General features: G+C 69.3%; 12 protein-coding genes. 11 read left to right on the top strand and 1 reads right to left on the bottom strand.

The window, feature by feature from the left end:
• The first annotated feature begins 18 nt into the window (after window positions 1-18).
• From ACFY2X_RS14385 to ACFY2X_RS14375, 3 genes are all read left to right on the top strand, one after another.
• On the top strand, window positions 19-438 hold the full coding sequence (locus ACFY2X_RS14385) for an HIT family protein (protein WP_389937640.1): 420 nt from the start codon (window positions 19-21) through the stop codon (window positions 436-438).
• Between the two features lie 103 nt (window positions 439-541).
• On the top strand, window positions 542-1,177 hold the full coding sequence (locus ACFY2X_RS14380; protein WP_389937637.1) for a flavin reductase family protein: 636 nt from the start codon (window positions 542-544) through the stop codon (window positions 1,175-1,177).
• A gap of 126 nt (window positions 1,178-1,303) precedes the next feature.
• Window positions 1,304-1,915 carry a dienelactone hydrolase family protein gene (locus tag ACFY2X_RS14375; protein ID WP_389937634.1) on the top strand — a complete coding sequence of 204 codons (612 nt, stop codon included), beginning with the start codon at window positions 1,304-1,306 and terminating at the stop codon, window positions 1,913-1,915.
• A gap of 193 nt (window positions 1,916-2,108) precedes the next feature.
• Here ACFY2X_RS14375 and ACFY2X_RS14370 read toward each other — a convergent pair whose 3' ends face one another.
• A complete protein-coding gene (locus ACFY2X_RS14370) occupies window positions 2,109-3,959 on the bottom strand; it encodes a family 10 glycosylhydrolase (protein WP_389937631.1) in 1,851 nt (616 codons plus the stop codon).
• 463 nt (window positions 3,960-4,422) lie between these two features.
• On the opposite strand from ACFY2X_RS14370, the gene ACFY2X_RS14365 reads away from it, so the two are divergent.
• The 8 genes from ACFY2X_RS14365 to ACFY2X_RS14330 all read left to right on the top strand — a co-directional run bounded on the left by ACFY2X_RS14365 (window position 4,423) and on the right by ACFY2X_RS14330 (window position 17,873).
• On the top strand, window positions 4,423-4,995 hold the full coding sequence (locus ACFY2X_RS14365; RefSeq protein WP_389937628.1) for a GNAT family N-acetyltransferase: 573 nt from the start codon (window positions 4,423-4,425) through the stop codon (window positions 4,993-4,995).
• Between the two features lie 207 nt (window positions 4,996-5,202).
• Complete coding sequence (locus ACFY2X_RS14360; protein ID WP_389937625.1) at window positions 5,203-5,469, top strand: acyl-CoA carboxylase subunit epsilon; 267 nt, start codon at window positions 5,203-5,205, stop codon at window positions 5,467-5,469.
• A 171-nt stretch (window positions 5,470-5,640) separates the two neighbouring features.
• Window positions 5,641-6,636 carry a hypothetical protein gene (locus tag ACFY2X_RS14355; protein ID WP_389937622.1) on the top strand — a complete coding sequence of 332 codons (996 nt, stop codon included), beginning with the start codon at window positions 5,641-5,643 and terminating at the stop codon, window positions 6,634-6,636.
• Between the two features lie 229 nt (window positions 6,637-6,865).
• Window positions 6,866-7,861, top strand: coding sequence for a DUF1702 family protein (locus ACFY2X_RS14350; protein WP_389937619.1), 996 nt, complete (start codon window positions 6,866-6,868; stop codon window positions 7,859-7,861).
• A gap of 260 nt (window positions 7,862-8,121) precedes the next feature.
• A complete protein-coding gene (locus ACFY2X_RS14345) occupies window positions 8,122-9,108 on the top strand; it encodes a DUF1702 family protein (RefSeq protein ID WP_389937616.1) in 987 nt (328 codons plus the stop codon).
• A complete protein-coding gene (locus ACFY2X_RS14340; RefSeq protein ID WP_389937614.1) occupies window positions 9,105-11,081 on the top strand; it encodes a CRTAC1 family protein in 1,977 nt (658 codons plus the stop codon). The genes ACFY2X_RS14345 and ACFY2X_RS14340 overlap by 4 nt, the downstream gene beginning before the upstream one ends.
• 4 nt (window positions 11,082-11,085) lie before the next feature.
• Entirely contained in the window at window positions 11,086-12,075 is a 990-nt protein-coding gene (locus ACFY2X_RS14335; RefSeq protein ID WP_389937612.1) for an enediyne biosynthesis protein, read from the top strand.
• Window positions 12,072-17,873: an SDR family NAD(P)-dependent oxidoreductase gene (locus ACFY2X_RS14330; RefSeq protein WP_389937609.1), complete on the top strand. Its 5,802-nt coding sequence runs from the start codon at window positions 12,072-12,074 to the stop codon at window positions 17,871-17,873. The genes ACFY2X_RS14335 and ACFY2X_RS14330 overlap by 4 nt, the downstream gene beginning before the upstream one ends.
• The last annotated feature ends 2 nt before the right edge of the window (window positions 17,874-17,875 follow it).

The raw sequence follows: 17,875 nt of genomic DNA, 5'->3' as shown, positions 1-17,875 counted from the left end.
CGCTGCCAAGGTTGATCAGTGCCATGCGTCTTCTGCGACCTCATCCGCCAAGGGACGGCTCAGTGGGTGGTGCGCGAATCGCTCGCCTGCGCGTTCGCGCCCCTCGACCCGATGGCACCCGGTCACACCCTCGTGGTGCCCACCTCGCACCACGAAGACATCTTCGACATCCCGCCCGAGCTGCTGGCCGCCACCATGGAGCTTGTCCAGCGCCTCGCCAGGATGATCCGGACCGAACTGGGCGCGGGGGGCGTGAACATCCTCAACGCCAGCGGGCCGGGCTCCGAGCAGTCGGTGTTCCACCTGCATTTCCACGTCGTGCCCCGCTGGGCGGACGACGGTTTCTCCACCTGGCCCGACGATCGGTCGAAGCACCGGCTTTCCGACGCCACGGAGCGGCTCGCACTCGCGTTCTCCGGACAGAACGATCCCGGCTGAGAACGCCTTCGGTGAGAGGTCCGATCATCGCCAGCGGATCGCGGGCCGATCCGTCAGAGTCGATCCCGATCAAAACGGTAAGGACTCATGTAAGGACGTATCGGTGCACAAGGCCCTCGATCTGAAGGTGATGTACTTCGGAACGCCCGTGGTGCTGATCGGCTCCCGCAACGAGGACGGCACCGCGAACCTCGCGCCCATATCCTCCGCCTGGTGGCTGGGCCAGTGCTGCATGCTGGGCCTGGGCAACAGCGCGCAGACGACGGCCAATCTGTTGCGCGAGCGCGAATGCGTGCTCAACCTGCCCTCCTCGGCGATGGTCGACGCCGTCGACCGGCTCGCGCTGACCACCGGGGCGCCGGTGGTGCCGCCGCACAAGATACAGCAGGGCTACCGGTACGAACCGGACAAGTTCTCGATCGCGGGGCTGACCGAGCAGCCCTCGGACCTGGTCGGGGCGTCCCGCGTGGCCGAATGCCCCATCCAGCTGGAGTGCAGGGTCATCGGGACACACCCGTTCGGCGCTCCCACGCCGCATGCCACCGCCTTCCAGGTCGAAGTCGTGCGCACCCACGTCGAGGAAGAGCTGATCATCCCGGGGACGCACTACATCGACCCGCTCAGGTGGGATCCGCTCATCATGAAGTTCTGCGAGTTCTTCGGCGGTGGTGACAACGTCCACCCCTCCCGGCTCGCCGGAGGCTGGAACATGCCTCACGACCTGCAGCGTACGGCGTGACCGGGTAAGGCGGTGCGGAATCCCGGTTCTCCGAGGGGGTGTCACCGGCTCACGGGAGCGGCTCTTCATAATGAGCTCTCGGATCGCCCTTGAAGGCGGTCGCCCCCGAAAGAGGAGCTTGCCGTCATGGCTGAACGACTGCCGGACGACCATGACACCGCGATCGTGGTCGCGCATGAGATCTACGGTGTGAACGAGCACATCGCCGGCGTCGCTCAGGCACTGCGCCGTTACCGGTGTGACGTGTTCGCCCCCGACCTCAGGCCGGCACCGACCGCATATACGCGGGACCAGGAGTCTCAGGCATACCAGGACTTCATGCTGCAGCTGGGTGTGGAGGGCATGGGCCAGGCTCTGCGGCGATACGTTCGCGAGCTGCGAGGCGGTTACCGCCGGGTGCAATGCGTGGGGTTCAGTGTCGGTGCCACGGCGGCGTGGCTGGCCGCCGGTGCGGGAGTGCTGGACGGCACAGTGTGTTTCTACGGCTCGCGAATCAGGGATCACTTGGACGCGCGTCCGGCCGGTGGCTGCCTGGTGGTGATCGCCGAACGAGAGGCCAGTTTCTCCGGACGCGTGCTGGCCGACCGCCTGGCAGACCGGGACGAGGTGGTGACGCGGTTGTACGACTGCGCCCATGGCTTCTGCGACCCGGGAAATCCCCACTATTCGGCCGAGCACAGCCAGGAGGCCTGGTCGCAGGCTGTTGACTTTCTCGGACTGTCCGCCGTCGGTGAGTAGTCACCGACGGCGTCACCATCACCATCACCACGAGACCCCGGGCGCCGACGGGTGGCCGGAGCCCGCCGCCCACGGCAAGGAGAAGCGGACACCGCCACCGGGGTCAGCGCCGGCTTGATGAAGAACCGTGCCTCGGCCGGTGATTTCAGCACCGTTGGACGGATCGGCCGGGTCGCGTTTCAGGTGGGGCATGCTAGAGCTTCGTGATGCGGACGGCGTCGGCGATGACGTAGCCGCTGGTGGCGGTCCAGCGGCTCACTCCGACGACGTTGTAGGTGCCGGCCGAGAGTGTGAACGTGCCGAGGCTGCGCCACTGCCCGCCGTTGACGCGCTGGTCGACGTTGATCACCTGATTGCCGCCGCTGGTCGCCACGATGAACGGCGTCGAGCTGTTGTAGCCGGAGTTCGCCGGGTACCAGACCTCGATCCGGTAGCCGCCGGCGCTGGGGACGGCGGTCCGGAACCACGCGGAATCGCTTGACGTGACAGGGTCGGCGAACCGGTAGTCGCCGCCGTAGCGCTGCGACGAGAAACTGGAGGTGCCCCAGTTGGAGCCGGCGGTGAAGCCGGCGTCGCCGTTGTCGATCACGACGCTGAACGAGCCGCCGGAGGTGACCACGCGGCCTGCGCTCGGCGCGCTTTCGTGGTGCGTCCGGTCCATGGCCGTCACGTAGTAGGTGTAGGTGCCGGTGGCCGCGGCGGTGGTGTCGGTGAAGGACGTCCCGCGGGTCGTCTTGAGCAGGTTGCGGGCGTCGGCGAAGAAGCACGGGTCTGTCGCCGGAGAGTCGTTGACCCGATAGACCGCGTACGAGACCGGGGTGATCGAGCCACCGCGTTGCCATGAGAGCGCGACCCCGTTGGTGACGCGGGTCGCCGACGTGATCGACGGTGCGGCCGGCGCGGGCGCGGTGCCGTAGGCCGGTATCAGCGCGGGCCTGGAATAGTGGTCGCTCGTCAGCCGGGCGATGCTTCCGATCCGGTTGGCGCGAACGTCCTTCGCGCTGAAGAAGACATCGCCGAGCACTTCCGGATGTCCCCGGTTGTCGTAGAGGTGGTTGGTGAGCTCGTCGGGTTGCTGCCACGCCGGGTCCTGGCCGGTCGCTCCGGCACGATAGGCGGCCTGCCCGACGAACAGCTGCACGTCGGTACCCCTGACCACGTCGGACCACCATGCGGTGAGCACCTTGTAGTCGGCGGCGGGGTATCCGATGTGCCAGTAGATCTGCGGCGCGATGTAGTCGACCCAGCCCTGCCTCACCCAGAGCCGGCTGTCGGCGTAGATGGCGTCGTAGGACTGCAGACCGGAGGTTTGCGAGCCGAGCGGGTCGGTGGAGGCGTTGCGCCAGATGCCGAACGGGCTGACGCCGAACTCGGCCCATGGCTTGGCCGTGTGAATCCGCTGATCCATCTCCCGCACGAGCAGGTTGACGTTGTTGCGCCGCCAGTCGTGGATGTTGCCGAAATCAGCGCCGTACTCGGCGTAGGCGGCAGCGTCGGGAATCGTCTGGCCGCTGACGGGATACGGGTAGAAGTAGTCGTCAAGGTGCACGCCGTCGATGTCGTAACGGGTGACCGCGTCCATGATGGCGTCTTCGATGAAGCCGCGGACCGCGGGAATGCCCGGGTTGTAGTAGAGCTTGCCGCCGTAGGCGAACCGCCAGCCGGGGTTCTGCCGGGCCGGATGGCTCGGCACCAGCCGGCTGGGATCGTCGTGGTTGGCGATCCGGTACGGGTTGAACCACGCGTGGAACTCGATGTCGCGGGCATGCGCCTCGCTGACCATGAAGGCCAGCGGATCGTAACCGGGGTTCGTGCCCTGGGTGCCGGTGAGCCACTGCGACCACGGCTCGTAGGGCGACGGCCAGAACGCGTCGGCCGTCGGCCGGACCTGCACGACGACGGCGTTCATGTTCTTCTGCGCAGCCAGGTCCAGCCAGGAGCGGAACTCGGCCTGCTGCGCCGACACGCTCAGGCCGGTCTGGCTCGGCCAGTCGATGTTGACCACGCTGGCGATCCACATCGCGCGGAGTTGCCGTTTCGGCATCGCCGGATTCGTGGCACAGGCGGCAAGGCCGCCGGATGTCCCCGCCGCCGGCGTGGGAGCGACGACGCCGGCGAGTAGGAGGACGAGAACCGCAGCGGTGACTCGGCCGAGGACGCCGAGTCGTTTCGCGGCACCGTGGGCTGGGGTCCCCAGGCCTGCCGCGACGAGCCGCCACTCACGGCCCGCTCGACATATGGTCACAGAAAGAAAGTTTCAGCGCTTTGTCATGAAAGTGCAATAGTCTTCAAGCTGGATCATCGGGCGGGCGGGCCGTACGGTCTCCGCTTACGGTCTTTTCATGACGCCCATCCCGGCCGGTGTGGCCACCTGAGTCCACGTGAGGGATCCGGGGTGTACGGCGCGGCCTCGGATGGCACGGCCCAGGCTCGGCGCGCTCGGGGAATTCATGACGGGGGACGTTCGTCTCATTTGATGATCAAATAAGCGAGAACATGGAGCGCACGTGAATCCCGAACAGGCCATCGTGTATCGGCAGGCAGGGCCGGAGGACGAGGAGCAGATCGAGGCGATCGACGACTCTTTCGCCACCGACACCGTTTACGAGGTCGTCGCCGGGCCGGAGGCGTTCATGCTGCGGCCGGTGCCCGTCTCGCCACCGCTGGTCAAGGAGTTTCCCGCCGAAGAGGAGGAGGACGGCGGCTCACTCTTCGACCGGCATGTCGAGGTCGCCGTCGACGACGGGAAGGTCTGCGGCTACGTCGTCGCCGACGTGGAGGACTGGCATCGCCGGCTGGTCATCCACGAGATCATCGTGGCGCCTGCCCACCGTGGACGTGGCATCGGCGCGGTGCTGATGGAGCGGGCCTGTGCGTACGGCCGCCGCCACGGAGCGCGGACGGCCTGGCTGGAGACGTCGAGCGTGAACGTGCCCGCCGTCCGCGCCTACCGGCGGATGGGGTTCGCCCTGTGCGGTCTCGACACCACCCTCTACCAGGGCACACCGTCGGAGGGCGAAACCGCGCTGTTCATGAGCAAGGCGCTCGACCCCTCCCGTCCGGCCGCTCCGGGAAACTGAAAAGCGGTCGAGAGCGGCCGGCGGAATGCTTCCCCGTCGCGGGTGGCGAAGGGGGAACGCCGGCCGCTCCGGCGCGGCTCACCTCTATGAAAACGACTCGGTTCCATGAAACGGCTCACATTCATGAAGATGGTTCGCATTCATGAAGTTGTGCTCGACCGGGCTCGGGTGTGACTCTCATGACGAATCGCAACATGGAGGTGCGGAGTGGAAACGAATTCGTTTTTGAAGGTGATACGCGGAAATCCGACCCCTGAGGAACTGGCGGCGCTCATCGTGGTCCTGGCCGCGCGCGTTTCCCCGGCCGCTCCGGTGGACTCTCCCGCTGCTCTACCGGCGTCTCCGGCCGAGCATTCCCCGTCGTCTCCGTCCTCCCCGCCGTTCCCGTCGGCCTGGGCCGATCGTTCCCGGTCCAAGCGGTGGCCGCTCGTGCCCGGCCCCGGCGCCTGGCGGGCCGGTGCCTGGGCCCGCTGAGCGAGTGCGCTGGGAAGGGCCGTCGTATCGCGCTTCGGTGTTTCCGCATTGACCGAAAATACGGTTCAAGTGGGGAAATTACATGTGATGTTATTTGTATCTTGCCTTTGAGGAGATTGCGATGGAAGTTACGTCTGATGACGTTCCTGACTTCTCTTCGAGGAGATAGCGATGGTGCGCGACCGTACTGAACGAGACCGGCAGGGGGCGCTCGACCCTGCCGGGCCGGAAACCACGCCCGGGGCCACATCCACTTTCGTCAGCGGGCACTTCCCTCGCCGCCGGGGGCTGATCGTACTGATCAGCGGCCTTGTCGGCTTCCTGCTGACGGTGGTCTGGTCGGCCGAGTTCGTCGACCAGACGATCGGCGACAACGTCGCCAACACGCTGCTCGGGCATGACGCGAAGGAGACGCCGATCGCCGGCATCGGCGCCGGCATCGTGTTCGCGTTCGTCTCCGGGATAGCCGGCACGTTCACGGCCTGCAACATCGCCGCGTTCGGCGCGGTGACGCCCATGCTGGGCAACGTCGGCAGCCGGTGGGGCCGCCTGGTCCACGCGATGAAGCCGCTGGCGTGGCTCTCGGTCGGCATGATCGCGGTATCGGCCGTCTACGGTGCGATCGTCGGGTTCGTCGGCACCGGCATGCCGCAGTTCTCGCAGGCGCAGAGCGTCGCCGGAACCCTGTCCCCGCGCGGCATCCAGTCGATGGTGGTCTTCGGCGTGATCGGGCTGGTGATGTTCTACCTGGGGCTGGCCGCCCTCGGCATCGTGCCGGATCCGTTCGCGCGGATCTCCAGGCGTTTCCCGAACGCGCCGATGGTGTTCATGGGCGTGCTGATCGGCGGGTTCCTGATCGGGCGCCCGTTCGGGCTGTTCCGGCAGATGTTCCGGGACGCGGCGGAGAGCGGCAACCCGCTGTACGGCGCGGCGGCCTTCGCCCTGCAGTCCATCGGCAACATCGTGATCATGGCGGTGCTGTTCCTGATCCTCGCCTCCTTCGGCGGCCGGTTGCAGCGGTGGCTGACCGCGAAGCCGAGCCGGATCGCGGTCCTGACGGCCTCGGCCTTGATCATCGCCGGGGTGTTCACCTTCCTGTACTGGGATGTGCGGATGCTGGCCCGGCGGGAGATCATCCCTTGGTACCCGGTGGCGCCCTGGTCCTGAATCCTCCCTTGTCAAGGGAGATGTAAAAGCCTTCGAGCCCGGCGTGAAGCGTCGTTCACGCCGGGCTTCGCCATGCGTTCCGCGGCGTCGGCCGTACGCCACCGAGCGGATATTCCACTCAAATACCGCAGTTCCGGAGATGCTTCCAAAAACTTCGCGTATGACCATTGACTGGTCGGGCCGGCGGCGAATGTCAGCCTCCGGTTGACGGCGAAGTGAGGAGGACATTATGCCGACCCTGTTTGGCTCGCTGCGCAGGCTCCTGTTGACCCCGTCACTGGCCGAGGTCTCTTTTGAAGGGCGAGGCTTCCCGGTCACTCCGTCGGACGCCACCCGGCGGCTGGAGGCCATTCCTCAGTCGGTGGTCTGCGGATTCGAGTGGGGGATCGACGCGCGTGACCAATGGGAAATCGAGCGCCGGTTGAGCATGGTGGAACCGGAGTTGCGCGGTTTCGCCTACGAAGGCGCGACGATGGCCCTCACCATTCTCGACGCGATGGGAGGCGGCCGTGGTCACCGCGCCCGCGACCTGTTGCTCGGTCCGGGCCAGCCGCACATCTTCCTCACCTATATCGGCATCGGTTTCGCCATGGCGCGGCTGCCCAGGCCGCTGTGGAAGAAGGTCATGCCCGATCTGGACGGGTCGGCGTACTACCCGACGATGAGCTGGCTGGCGGTCGACGGCTACGGCTTCGACCGCGCCTACTTCGACACCCGGCGCTGGGTCGACGAGCAGAAGGTGCCCGCGCCCTATCCGTGGGAGGGCTCACCCGACTACTTCCTGCGAGCGGTGGACCAGGGCATCGGCCGGGCGCTGTGGTTCATTCACGGCGGGCAGGTGCCGGACGTCGCCTCCGCCGTGAGGCGCTTCGCCGGCCACCGGCAGGCGGATCTCTGGAGCGGCGTCGGCCTGGCAGCGACGTTCGCCGGAGGCTGCGGGGCCGAAGCCCTGGCGACGCTGCGTCGTGAGGCCGGTGACCATCGAGCCGAGCTGGCCCAGGGCGTGGTGTTCGCGGTCAAGGCGCGCACCTTCGCCGGCTTCGTGCCGCCGCACACCGAGGCCGCCGTCAGCGCGCTCGCGGACCTGTCCGTCGAGGGCGCCGTCGCGCTCGCCGACGACACCGCCGTGGACCCCAGGGGTTCCGGACCGGTCCCGCAGTACGAACTGTGGCGCCAGAGGGTGCGCGCGCACTTCCTTCCGGCCGAGGACCGCGTTCTGAGCTGACCGCGGCCCCCGGCGGCCTCGGTCAGCCGGCCGGCCGTTCGGCCCATCAGACCCGTTCGGCCGGAGAGGGATTCGCACCGTCCGCGGGCGCGCGTGAGGCGGGTTTTCAGTGCGGGGAGTTTTTTCGACCATGCTTGAAAAAGGTTCCGCTTTTTTGAGTGAGCACGTTTGGAGTAGACCCGAGATAAGACCATATGGGTAGATTCGTCTAAGGACAATCCCGTGAAGAAGGGTAATTCTACAAGGGGCGGGAGAGGTAATTGGCCAGTTTTTTGCGGTCATTGAGACGTCGTATCCTGACACCTGACATCTCGGAGACGCGGCTTGAGACACGCGGTTTCCATGTGAAGAACCAGAAGGCCAAGGAACTGCTGGAGACCGTCGGGGAGATGTTTCTCACCGGCTACGCCTACGCGGCGGAAGCACGTTCTCCCGCCGAGGCCGAAGAACGACTGGAGCGGATTCCCCGGCAATTTCGCGGATTCGCCTACGAGGGCGCCGGCATGGCCTTCACCATCCTTGACGCGATGCCGGTCGGGGGTGGAGGCGGGGGCAAGCTCGCCGGTTTCCTCGCCGGACGGGGCAACGACCACATCTACATGGTCTACGTCGGGGTCGGCTGGGCGATGGCGAGGCTGCCGCGATTCCTGTGGCCGAAGAGCGCCGAGTTCGACCCGCTGCTGCTGTGGCTCATGCACGACGGTTACGGCTTCCACCAGGCCTACTTCCACACCCAGCGGTACGTGCACGAGCAGTTCCAGGCCCCCGGCTTCCCGTGGCCGGCCGACGACACCCGGTCGTACGCCAACCGGGCCATCGACCAGGGCATCGGACGGGCCCTGTGGTTCATCGGCGGGACCGACGGCGACCGGGTCACGTCGTTGATCGAGAAGTTCCCCGAGTCGCGGCGTTCCGACCTGTACGGCGGAGCGGGGCTGGCCGCCACCTACGCCGGCGGCGCCCAGGAGGACGAACTGCGGAAGTTCTGGCAGCGCGCCGGGGACTACCGTCCCCAGCTCGCGCAGGGGAGCGCGTTCGCGGCCGAGGCCCGGATCCGGGCCGGTCTGGTGGTGCCGCACAACGAGGTCGCGGCACAGGTGTTCTGCGGCACGACGCCGGATCTGGCGGCGCGAATCTGTGACGAAACCCGCCCCCGCGGGGCGGTACGGGGCGAGTTGCCGGCCTATGAGGTGTGGCGGCAGCGCATCGCCGATGAGTTCGTATCCATTGGAGGTGTTAGTCCGTGACCACGACAGCCGGCTGGCTACGGAAGCAGTTGCCAGGAATCGTCGCTCTCGTGCTGATGACCGGCGCGTTCATCGTGAGCCGCCCGCCCACGTCGTCGGCGGCCGAGCATGCGGACATCGCGAGCAAGTACGCGTTCACGCCGATGAGCATCGCGCTGCCGAGCGGGTTCACCCAGAAGACGATCCGCGCGGTGAACAAGAGATACGAGCACATCGACGCGTGGATCTCCTCGGTCGGATCCGGAATCGCGATGAACGACCTCGACGGGGACGGCCTGGCCAACGACCTGTGCATCACCGACCCCCGCATCGACCAGGTCGTGGTCACCCCCACTCCCGGTGAGCGGTCCGGCCGCTACGCGCCGTTCGCGCTGAACCCCGGCACCCTGCCGATGAACGAGGCCATGGCCCCCATGGGCTGCCTGCCCGGTGACTTCAACGAGGACGGCCGCACCGACCTGCTCGTCTACCTGTGGGGCCGCACGCCGATCGTCTACCTGGCCAAGGCCGACGCCAAGGGCCTCACCGCCGGGACGTACCTGCCCACCGAGCTGGTGCCCGGTGCCGGTGGCACCAAGTACACCGGGCCGCTGTGGAACAGCAACACGGCCACCTTCGCCGACTTCGACGGCGACGGGCACAATGACATCTTCATCGGCAACTACTTCCCGCACAGCCCCGTGCTCAACGCCAAGGTCAACGGCGGCGTGGAGATGAACGACTCGATGTCCAGGGGCCTCAACGGCGGCGAGGACTACTTCTTCCGCTGGACCGGAGCCACCTCGGGCGCGCAGCCGTCCGCGACCTTCCAGAAGCTGGACCACGTCCTGCCCGCCAACATCTCGAAGGGCTGGGAGCTCGGCGCGGCCTCCGCGGACCTCGACGGCGACCTGCTGCCCGAGCTGTACCTCGCCAACGACTTCGGCCCCGACCGGCTGCTGTACAACCGCTCCAAGCCCGGCGAGATCAAGTTCTCGCTGGTGGAGGGCGTGCGCACGCCGATCATTCCCAAGTCCAAGACGATCGGCCACGACTCCTTCAAGGGCATGGGCCTCGACTTCGGCGACCTCAACGGCGACGGCATCTACGACATGTTCGTCAGCAACATCACCACGTCGTTCGGCATCGAGGAGAGCAACTTCCAGTTCATGTCCACCGCCAAGGACCAGGCCGACCTGCGTGCGAAGCTGGGCAAGGGCGAGGCGCCGTGGGAGGACCGCAGCGCGCAGGCGTCCACCGCCTGGTCGGGCTGGGGCTGGGACGTCAAGATCGACGACTTCAACAACAGCGGCGACCTGGCGATCGCCCAGGCCACCGGATTCGTCAAGGGCGACGTCAACCGCTGGCCGGTGCTGCAGGAGCTGGCGACCGCCAACGACGGCGTCCTGCGGAACCCGCACTCGTGGCCCAAGGTCCGGGCCGGTGACGACGTCGCCGGGCATCAGACGCTCGCCTTCTTCGCCAAGACCCCGGACGGCCGCTACGCCAACATCGCCAAGGACCTCGGCCTGGCCATCCCCGTTCCCACCCGGGGCCTGGCCACCGGCGACGCCGACGGCGACGGCCGGCTCGACCTCGCGGTCGCCCGGCAGTGGGACGAGCCGGTGTTCTACCGGAACGAGAGCCCCTCTCCCGGCGCCTTCCTCGGGCTGAAGCTGACCCACGACGACACGGCCGCCACCGGCACCCCGGCCGCGGGCACGCTCCCGGCTCCCGGCTCGGCCGTGATCGGAGCGGAGGTGACGGTGACCACACCCGACGGGCGCAAGCGCATCGCGCGGGTCGACGGCGGCAGCGGCCACTCCGGACGGCGCAGTCACGACGTGCACATCGGCCTGGGGCCGAACGTGACAGGGCCGGTGCAGGTGCGCCTGTGCTGGCGCGACAGGACCGGACAGATCCATGACCAGACCCTTCAGCTGACCCCGGGCTGGCACTCCCTCCAGCTCGGTTCCCAGGCCAAGGAGAAGTGACGATATGGCCGAGAAAACCCCCACCCCGCCGCGTCACGACCCGAAGGTCGTCACGGCCCTGCGCAGGTTCGCCATCTCGATGTCGGTCTTCAACATCCTCGGATACACGGTCCTCGGCTTCGAGCAGCCCTGGCTGTGGCCGTTCATCGCCCTGGCCACCGGCTACACCGTGGAGATCGGACTGGAGATCCTCGGGGCCCGGATCGAAGGGCGCCCGCCGCGGTTCACCGGCAACGGCGTCCGCGGGCTGGTGGAGTTCCTCTTCCCCGCCCACATCACCAGCCTCGCGATGAACATGCTCATCTACGTCAACGACCAGCTCCTGGTCATGATGTTCGGGGTCATCGTCGCGGTCGGAACCAAGTGGGTGCTGCGGGCACCGGTGCGCGGTCGCCTGAGGCACTTCATGAACCCCTCCAACTTCGGCATCGCGACCATCCTGGTGCTCTTCCCCTGGGCCAGCATCGCGCCGCCGTACCACTTCACCGAGCAGGTCAGCAACCCGATCGACTGGATCGTCCCCGGTGTCATCATCTTCTTCGGCACCATGCTCAACGCCAAGCTCACCAACCGGATGTGGCTCATCTTCGGCTGGCTGGGCGTCTTCGTCCTGCAGGCGGTCTTCCGCGGTCTCGTCCTGGACACCTCCATCCCCGGCGGGCTGGCCATGATGACCGGGGTGGCGTTCATCCTCTTCACCAACTACATGATCACCGACCCGGGCACGAGCCCCTCCAAGCCGCTGTCGCAGTTCGCCTTCGGCGGGGGAGCGGCCGTGGTCTACGGCATCCTCACCGGCATGAACATCCCCTACGGGATCTTCTTCGCCACCGCCATCGTCTGCCTGATCCGCGGCGGGTTCCTCTGGTCTCTGCACATCGTCGACAAGGCGCGCGAGCAGGCCAAGGCCCAGGAGCGCGGCGCCGCCATCCAGGTGCCCGTCCCGGCCGTCAACGGGCATCCGAGCGCTGAGAAGGAGGTCGCGACCGTATGACCAGGATCGCGATCGTCGGCATGGCGTGCCGCTACCCGGACGCCGCATCGCCGAGAGAGCTCTGGGAGAACGCTCTCGCCGGTCGCCGTGCCTTCCGCCGACTGCCCGACGTGCGAATGCGGCTGGAAGACTACTGGGACGCCGACCCGGCCACCCCGGACCGCTTCTACGCGCGCAACGCCGCGGTCATCGAGGGATACGAGTTCGACCGGATCGCCTACAAGATCGCTGGCAGCACCTACCGCTCGACCGACCTCACCCACTGGCTCGCACTCGACATGGCGGGCCAGGCGCTGGCCGACGCGGGCTTCCCGATGGGGGAGGGGCTGCCCCGCGAGCGCACCGGCGTGGTCGTGGGCAACACCCTCACCGGTGAGTTCACCCGGGCCAACGTGATGCGCCTGCGCTGGCCGTACGTGCGCCGCACGCTCGCCGCGGCGCTCAAGGAGCAGGGCTGGGACGACGACCGGCTGGCCGCGTTCCTCGACGACTTCGAGGCCACCTACAAGAGCCCGTTCCCCGCCATCGACGAGGACACCCTGGCCGGCGGCCTGTCCAACACGATCGCCGGGCGGATCTGCAACCACTTCGACTTCAACGGGGGCGGCTACACCGTCGACGGCGCGTGCTCGTCGTCGCTGCTGTCGGTCACGACGGCGTCGAAGGCGCTCATCGACGGCGACATCGACGTCGCGATCGCGGGCGGGGTCGACCTGTCCATCGACCCGTTCGAGATCGTGGGCTTCGCGAAGACCGGTGCCCTGGCCAAGAGCGAGATGCGGCTGTACGACCGCGGCTCCAACGGCTTCTGGCCGGGCGAGGGCTGCGGGATGCTCGTGCTGATGCGCGAGCAGGACGCCGTTCAGGCCAGGCACCGGATCTACGCCACCATCGCCGGATGGGGAATCTCGTCCGACGGCAAGGGCGGCATGACGAGGCCCGAGGTCAGCGGGTACCAGCTGGCGCTGCGGCGAGCGTACGAGCGGGCCGGTTTCGGCATCGACACCGTGGAGCTGTTCGAGGGGCACGGCACCGGTACGGCGGTCGGCGACATGACGGAGCTCACCGCCATATCGGGCGCCAGGGCCGCCGCCAACCCCGCGGCCACGCCCGCGGCGATCAGCTCGATCAAGGGAATGATCGGGCACGCCAAGGCCGCCGCCGGAGTGGCCGGCCTGATCAAGGCCGCGATGGCGGTGCACGAGCAGGTGCTGCCGCCGGCCATCGGCTGCGTCGACCCCCACCAGGTGCTGACCGAGGAGTCGGCGACCCTGCGCGTGCTGCGCAAGGCCGAGCCCTGGCCCGCCGGCTCCCCGGTGCGCGCCGGTGTCACGGCCATGGGCTTCGGCGGGATCAACACCCACGTCGTGCTTGAGAAGACCGGTCCGCGGCGGCGCGTGCCGCTGCCCACCCGCACGAGGATGCTGGCCTCGTCACTGCAGGACGCGGAACTGCTGCTCGCCGACGCCGCCTCCCCGCAGGCGCTGCGCGACCGGCTCGCGGAACTGGCCGGCTTCGTGCCGAAGCTGTCCTACGCCCAGCTCGCCGACCTGGCCGCCACGCTCCAGCGCGACCTGCGCGACCTGCCGTACCGGGCCGCCGTGGTCGTCTCCTCCCCGGAAGACGCCGAACGGCAGCTGCGGCGCGTGCTCGACGCCCTTGACGAGGGTGAGACCAGCCTGTTCACACCGAACGGCCGGGCGTTCCTCGGCCACGTGGACAGGCCGGGCCGGGTGGGTTACCTCTTCCCCGGCCAGGGGTCGGGCCGCGGCACCAGCGGCGGCGCGCTGCGCCGGCGCTTCGCCGAGGTCGAGGAGATCTACGTCGCGGCGGCGCTGCCCACGGCCGGTGACATGGTGGCGACCGCGGTCGCCCAGCCACGCATCGTCACCGGCTCGATGGCCGGTCTGCGAGCCCTCTCCCTCCTCGGCGTGGAGGCGGACGTCGCGGTCGGGCACAGTCTGGGCGAGATCTCGGCGCTGCAGTGGGCCGGCGCGATGGACGAGGAGGCCCTGCTGCGGGTGGCGGGCATCCGCGGCCGGACCATGACCGAGCACAGCGCCTCCGGCACCATGGCCGGTGTCCGCGCGGCGCCGGGCGCGGTGGCCGAGCTGCTGGCCGGCCTGCCCGTCGTGATCGCCGGATACAACGGGCCGAACCAGACCGTCATAGCCGGACCGGTCGACGCGATCGAGGCCGTCGGGCGCAAGGCCGCCGACGCCGGCCTGAACTGCACCCGCCTGTCGGTGTCCCACGCCTTCCACTCGCCGCTGGTGGCACCGGCGGCCGAGGCCTTCGGCGCGCGGCTCGCCGGCGAGGAGTTCGGCCCGATCGAACGGCGGGTCGTCTCCACGGTCACGGGGGAGGCGCTGCCGCCGGACACCGACATCCCGGCGCTGCTCCGCCGGCAGATCACCGACCCCGTGCTGTTCACCCAGGCCGTGGAGCGAGCGGCCAAGGACGTCGACCTGTTCATCGAGGTCGGCCCGGGCCGGGTGCTCAGCGGACTGGCCGCGGGAACGGTGAAAGTGCCGGCGGTCGCACTGGACACCGACGACGAGTCGCTGAGCGGGCTGCTGCGGGTGGCCGGCGCGGCCTACGTCACCGGCGTCCCGATCGTTCACGAGGAAGTCTTCCAGGGCCGGCTGGTCCGGCCGCTGGAGATCGGCGCCGAGTTCACGTTCTTCGCGAACCCCACCGAGCAGGCACCGCGGATCCACATTCGCGGTGGCGCCCGCCGGGCCGAGGAGATCGCGCGGCCCGACGCCGCTCCCACCGCGCAGGCCGGTGCGCAGGCCGACGAGCGGTCCGCGGAGTCGAGCATCGACCTGCTGCGCATGCTCGCGGCCGAACGCGCCGAGCTGCCCCTGGACATGGTGGGCGAGGACAGCCGTCCGCTCGACGAGCTGCACCTCAGCTCGGTCACGGTGATGCACATCATCGACCAGGCCACCCAGCGGCTGGGCGTGCCCGCGGCGCAGGCGCCGACCAACCTCGCCACCGCGAGCCTGCGCGAGCTGGCCGAGGCACTCGACACGCTGGCCCAGAACGCCCAGTCCACCGAGGCCGCGCCCGCGCGGACGGTGGCCGGAGCCGCCCCGTGGGCCCGGCCGTTCACGGTCGACCTCGACGAGCTGCCGCTGCCGGCGCGGACGGTCCCGAGGGAGAGCGGGCAGTGGCAGGTGTACGCGGCCGGGGACTCCCCGCTCGCCGAGCCGCTGCGCCGGGCTCTCGAAAACGAGAAGGTCGGTTCCGGTGTGCTGGTGTGCCTGCCGCTGGAGTGCGCCGAGGAGCACCTGGAGCAGGCGCTGCTGGGCGCGAAGGCGGCCATGGGCGGCGCGCCGGGCAGCCGGTTCGTCCTGGTCCAGCACGGCCGCGGCGCGGCCGGCCTGGCCAAGACACTCCAGCTGGAGGCCCCTCACCTGCGCACCAGCATCGTGCACGTGCCGGCGACGCCCGAGGCGGTCGGCTGGGTGGTGGCCGAGGTGGCCGCGACCGCGAGCTACGCCGAGGCCTACTACGACGAGGACGGCGTACGACGGGTGCCCACGATGCGCGCGATGCCGGTACGGCCGGCCCGCACGCGGCAACCCCTGGACGGGACCGACGTGCTGTTGGTGACCGGCGGCGGAAAGGGCATCACCGCCGAATGCGCGCTGGCCGTGGCCGGCGACAGCGGTGCCAGGCTGGCCGTGCTGGGACGTTCGGACCCGGCCGACGACCAGGAGCTGGCGGCCAACCTCCGGCGGATGGCGGACTCCGGCGTGACCGTGCACTACGCCCGCGCCGACGTCACCGACCCCGACCAGGTGCGTCGCGGGGTCGCCGAGGTGGAGGCGGCTCTGGGGCCCGTCACGGCGGTGCTGCACGGCGCCGGACGTAACGAGCCCGGCGGGCTGGCGAGCCTCGACATGGCCGCGTTCCGGCGCACCTTCGCCCCCAAGGTCGACGGCCTGCGCAACGTGCTCGACGCCGTCGATCCCGGACGGCTGCGCCTGCTGGTGGCGTTCGGCAGCATCATCGGCCGCGCCGGGCTGCACGGCGAGGCGCACTACGCCACCGCGAACGAGTGGCTGGCCGACCTCACCCGCGAGGTCGCCGAGCGGCACCCGCAGTGCCGCAGCATCTGCATGGAGTGGTCGGTCTGGTCCGACGTCGGTATGGGCGAGCGGCTGTCGGTCGTCGAGGGCCTGACCCGCAAGGGCATCACGCCGATCTCCCCGGAGCAGGGGGTGCAGATCATGCGGCGGCTGGTCGCCGACCCCGACGCGCCCACCGTAGTGGTGATCAGCGGGCGCACCGAGGGCATCGACACCGTCCGTTACGACCTGCCGGAGCTGCCGCTGCTGCGTTTCGTCGACAAGCCGCTGATCCGCTACCACGGCGTCGAGCTCGTCACCGAGGTCGAGATGAACGCCGGCACGGACCTCTACCTCGCCGACCACCTCCTCGACGGAAACCTGCTCTTCCCGGCGGTCTTCGGCATGGAGGCCATGGCACAGGTGGCCTTCGCGGCCACCGGGTGGGACACGGTGCCGGCGATCGAGCAGGCCGAGTTCCTGCGGCCCATGATCGTGCCGCCGGACGGCAGCACCACGATCCGGATCGCCGCGGCCGTCACCGGCGACGACACGGTCGAGGTGGCCATCCGCAGCGCGGAGACCGGCTTCGAGGTGGAGCACTTCCGGGCGCGGCTGCGGTTCACCGGAGAGAGCGCGCCGGACGGGCCGCCGGACCAGACCGGTGAAGGCCTGCCGGCGGTGCCGCTGGACCCGGCCAGGGAGATGTACGGGGACGTGCTGTTCCAGGGCCGGCGGTTCCAGCGCCTGCGCCGTTACCACCGGGCCGCCGCCCGCCACGTCGACGCGGACGTGGCGGCGCTGGAGACGGGCGACTGGTTCGCCGGTTTCCTGCCCGGCGAGCTGCTGCTCGGCGACCCGGGCATGCGCGACGCGCTCATGCACGGCAACCAGGTCTGCGTGCCGGACGCCACGCTGCTGCCGACCGCGATCGAACGCGTGCGCCCCGGCGGTGCCGCGCTGGCCGCGGCGGGAGAACTGCGCTACTGCGCCACCGAGCGGCACCGCGACGGCGACACCTACATCTACGACATCGCGGTGCGTACGGATGCCGGCGAGGTCGTCGAGCGCTGGGAAGGACTGCGCCTGCAGGCCGTACGGAAGAAGGACGGGCGCGGGCCCTGGGTCGCCCCGCTGCTCGGGTCCTACCTGGAGCGGACGCTGGAGGACCTGGTCGGCGCGCGGGTGGCGGTCGCCGTGGAGCCGCGCCACTCGGACGTCCCGGAAGACGACGCGGAGCGCCAGGCCAGGGCGGCCGTGACGGTGGGGCGGGCCCTCGGCCATCAGGCCGAGGTCCGGTACCGGCCGGACGGGCGGCCGGAGACCGGCGGCGGCCAGGTGATCTCGGTGTCCCACGGGGCGGAGGTCACCCTCGGCGTCGCGGCCACCGGCACGGTGGGCTGTGACGTCGAACGCGTGGCGGAGCGATCGGCCACGGAGTGGAGGGAACTGCTCGGCGCCCACGCGTCCCTCGTCGACCGGGTCGCCACGGAGACGGGTGAGAGCCGCGACACCGCGGGAACGCGCGTGCTGGCCGCCGTCGAATGCCTGGGAGAGGCCGGTCTCCCGCCGGACGCCCCCCTCACCCTGGCCCCGGCGCGACGGGACGCGTGGGTGGTCTTCGCCTCCGGCGGCCTGCGGATCGCGACACTCGTCACGGCCCTGCGGGACGCCCCGGACCCAGTCGTGTTCGCAGTCCTCACCGAAGGGCGGTCGTAGGT

This window comes from Streptosporangium sp. NPDC000396 (assembly GCF_042898655.1).
GTDB lineage: Bacteria > Actinomycetota > Actinomycetes > Streptosporangiales > Streptosporangiaceae > Streptosporangium.
The sequence above is the reverse complement of the archived record's forward strand: the minus strand, read 5'-3'. Positions and strand labels throughout refer to the sequence as shown.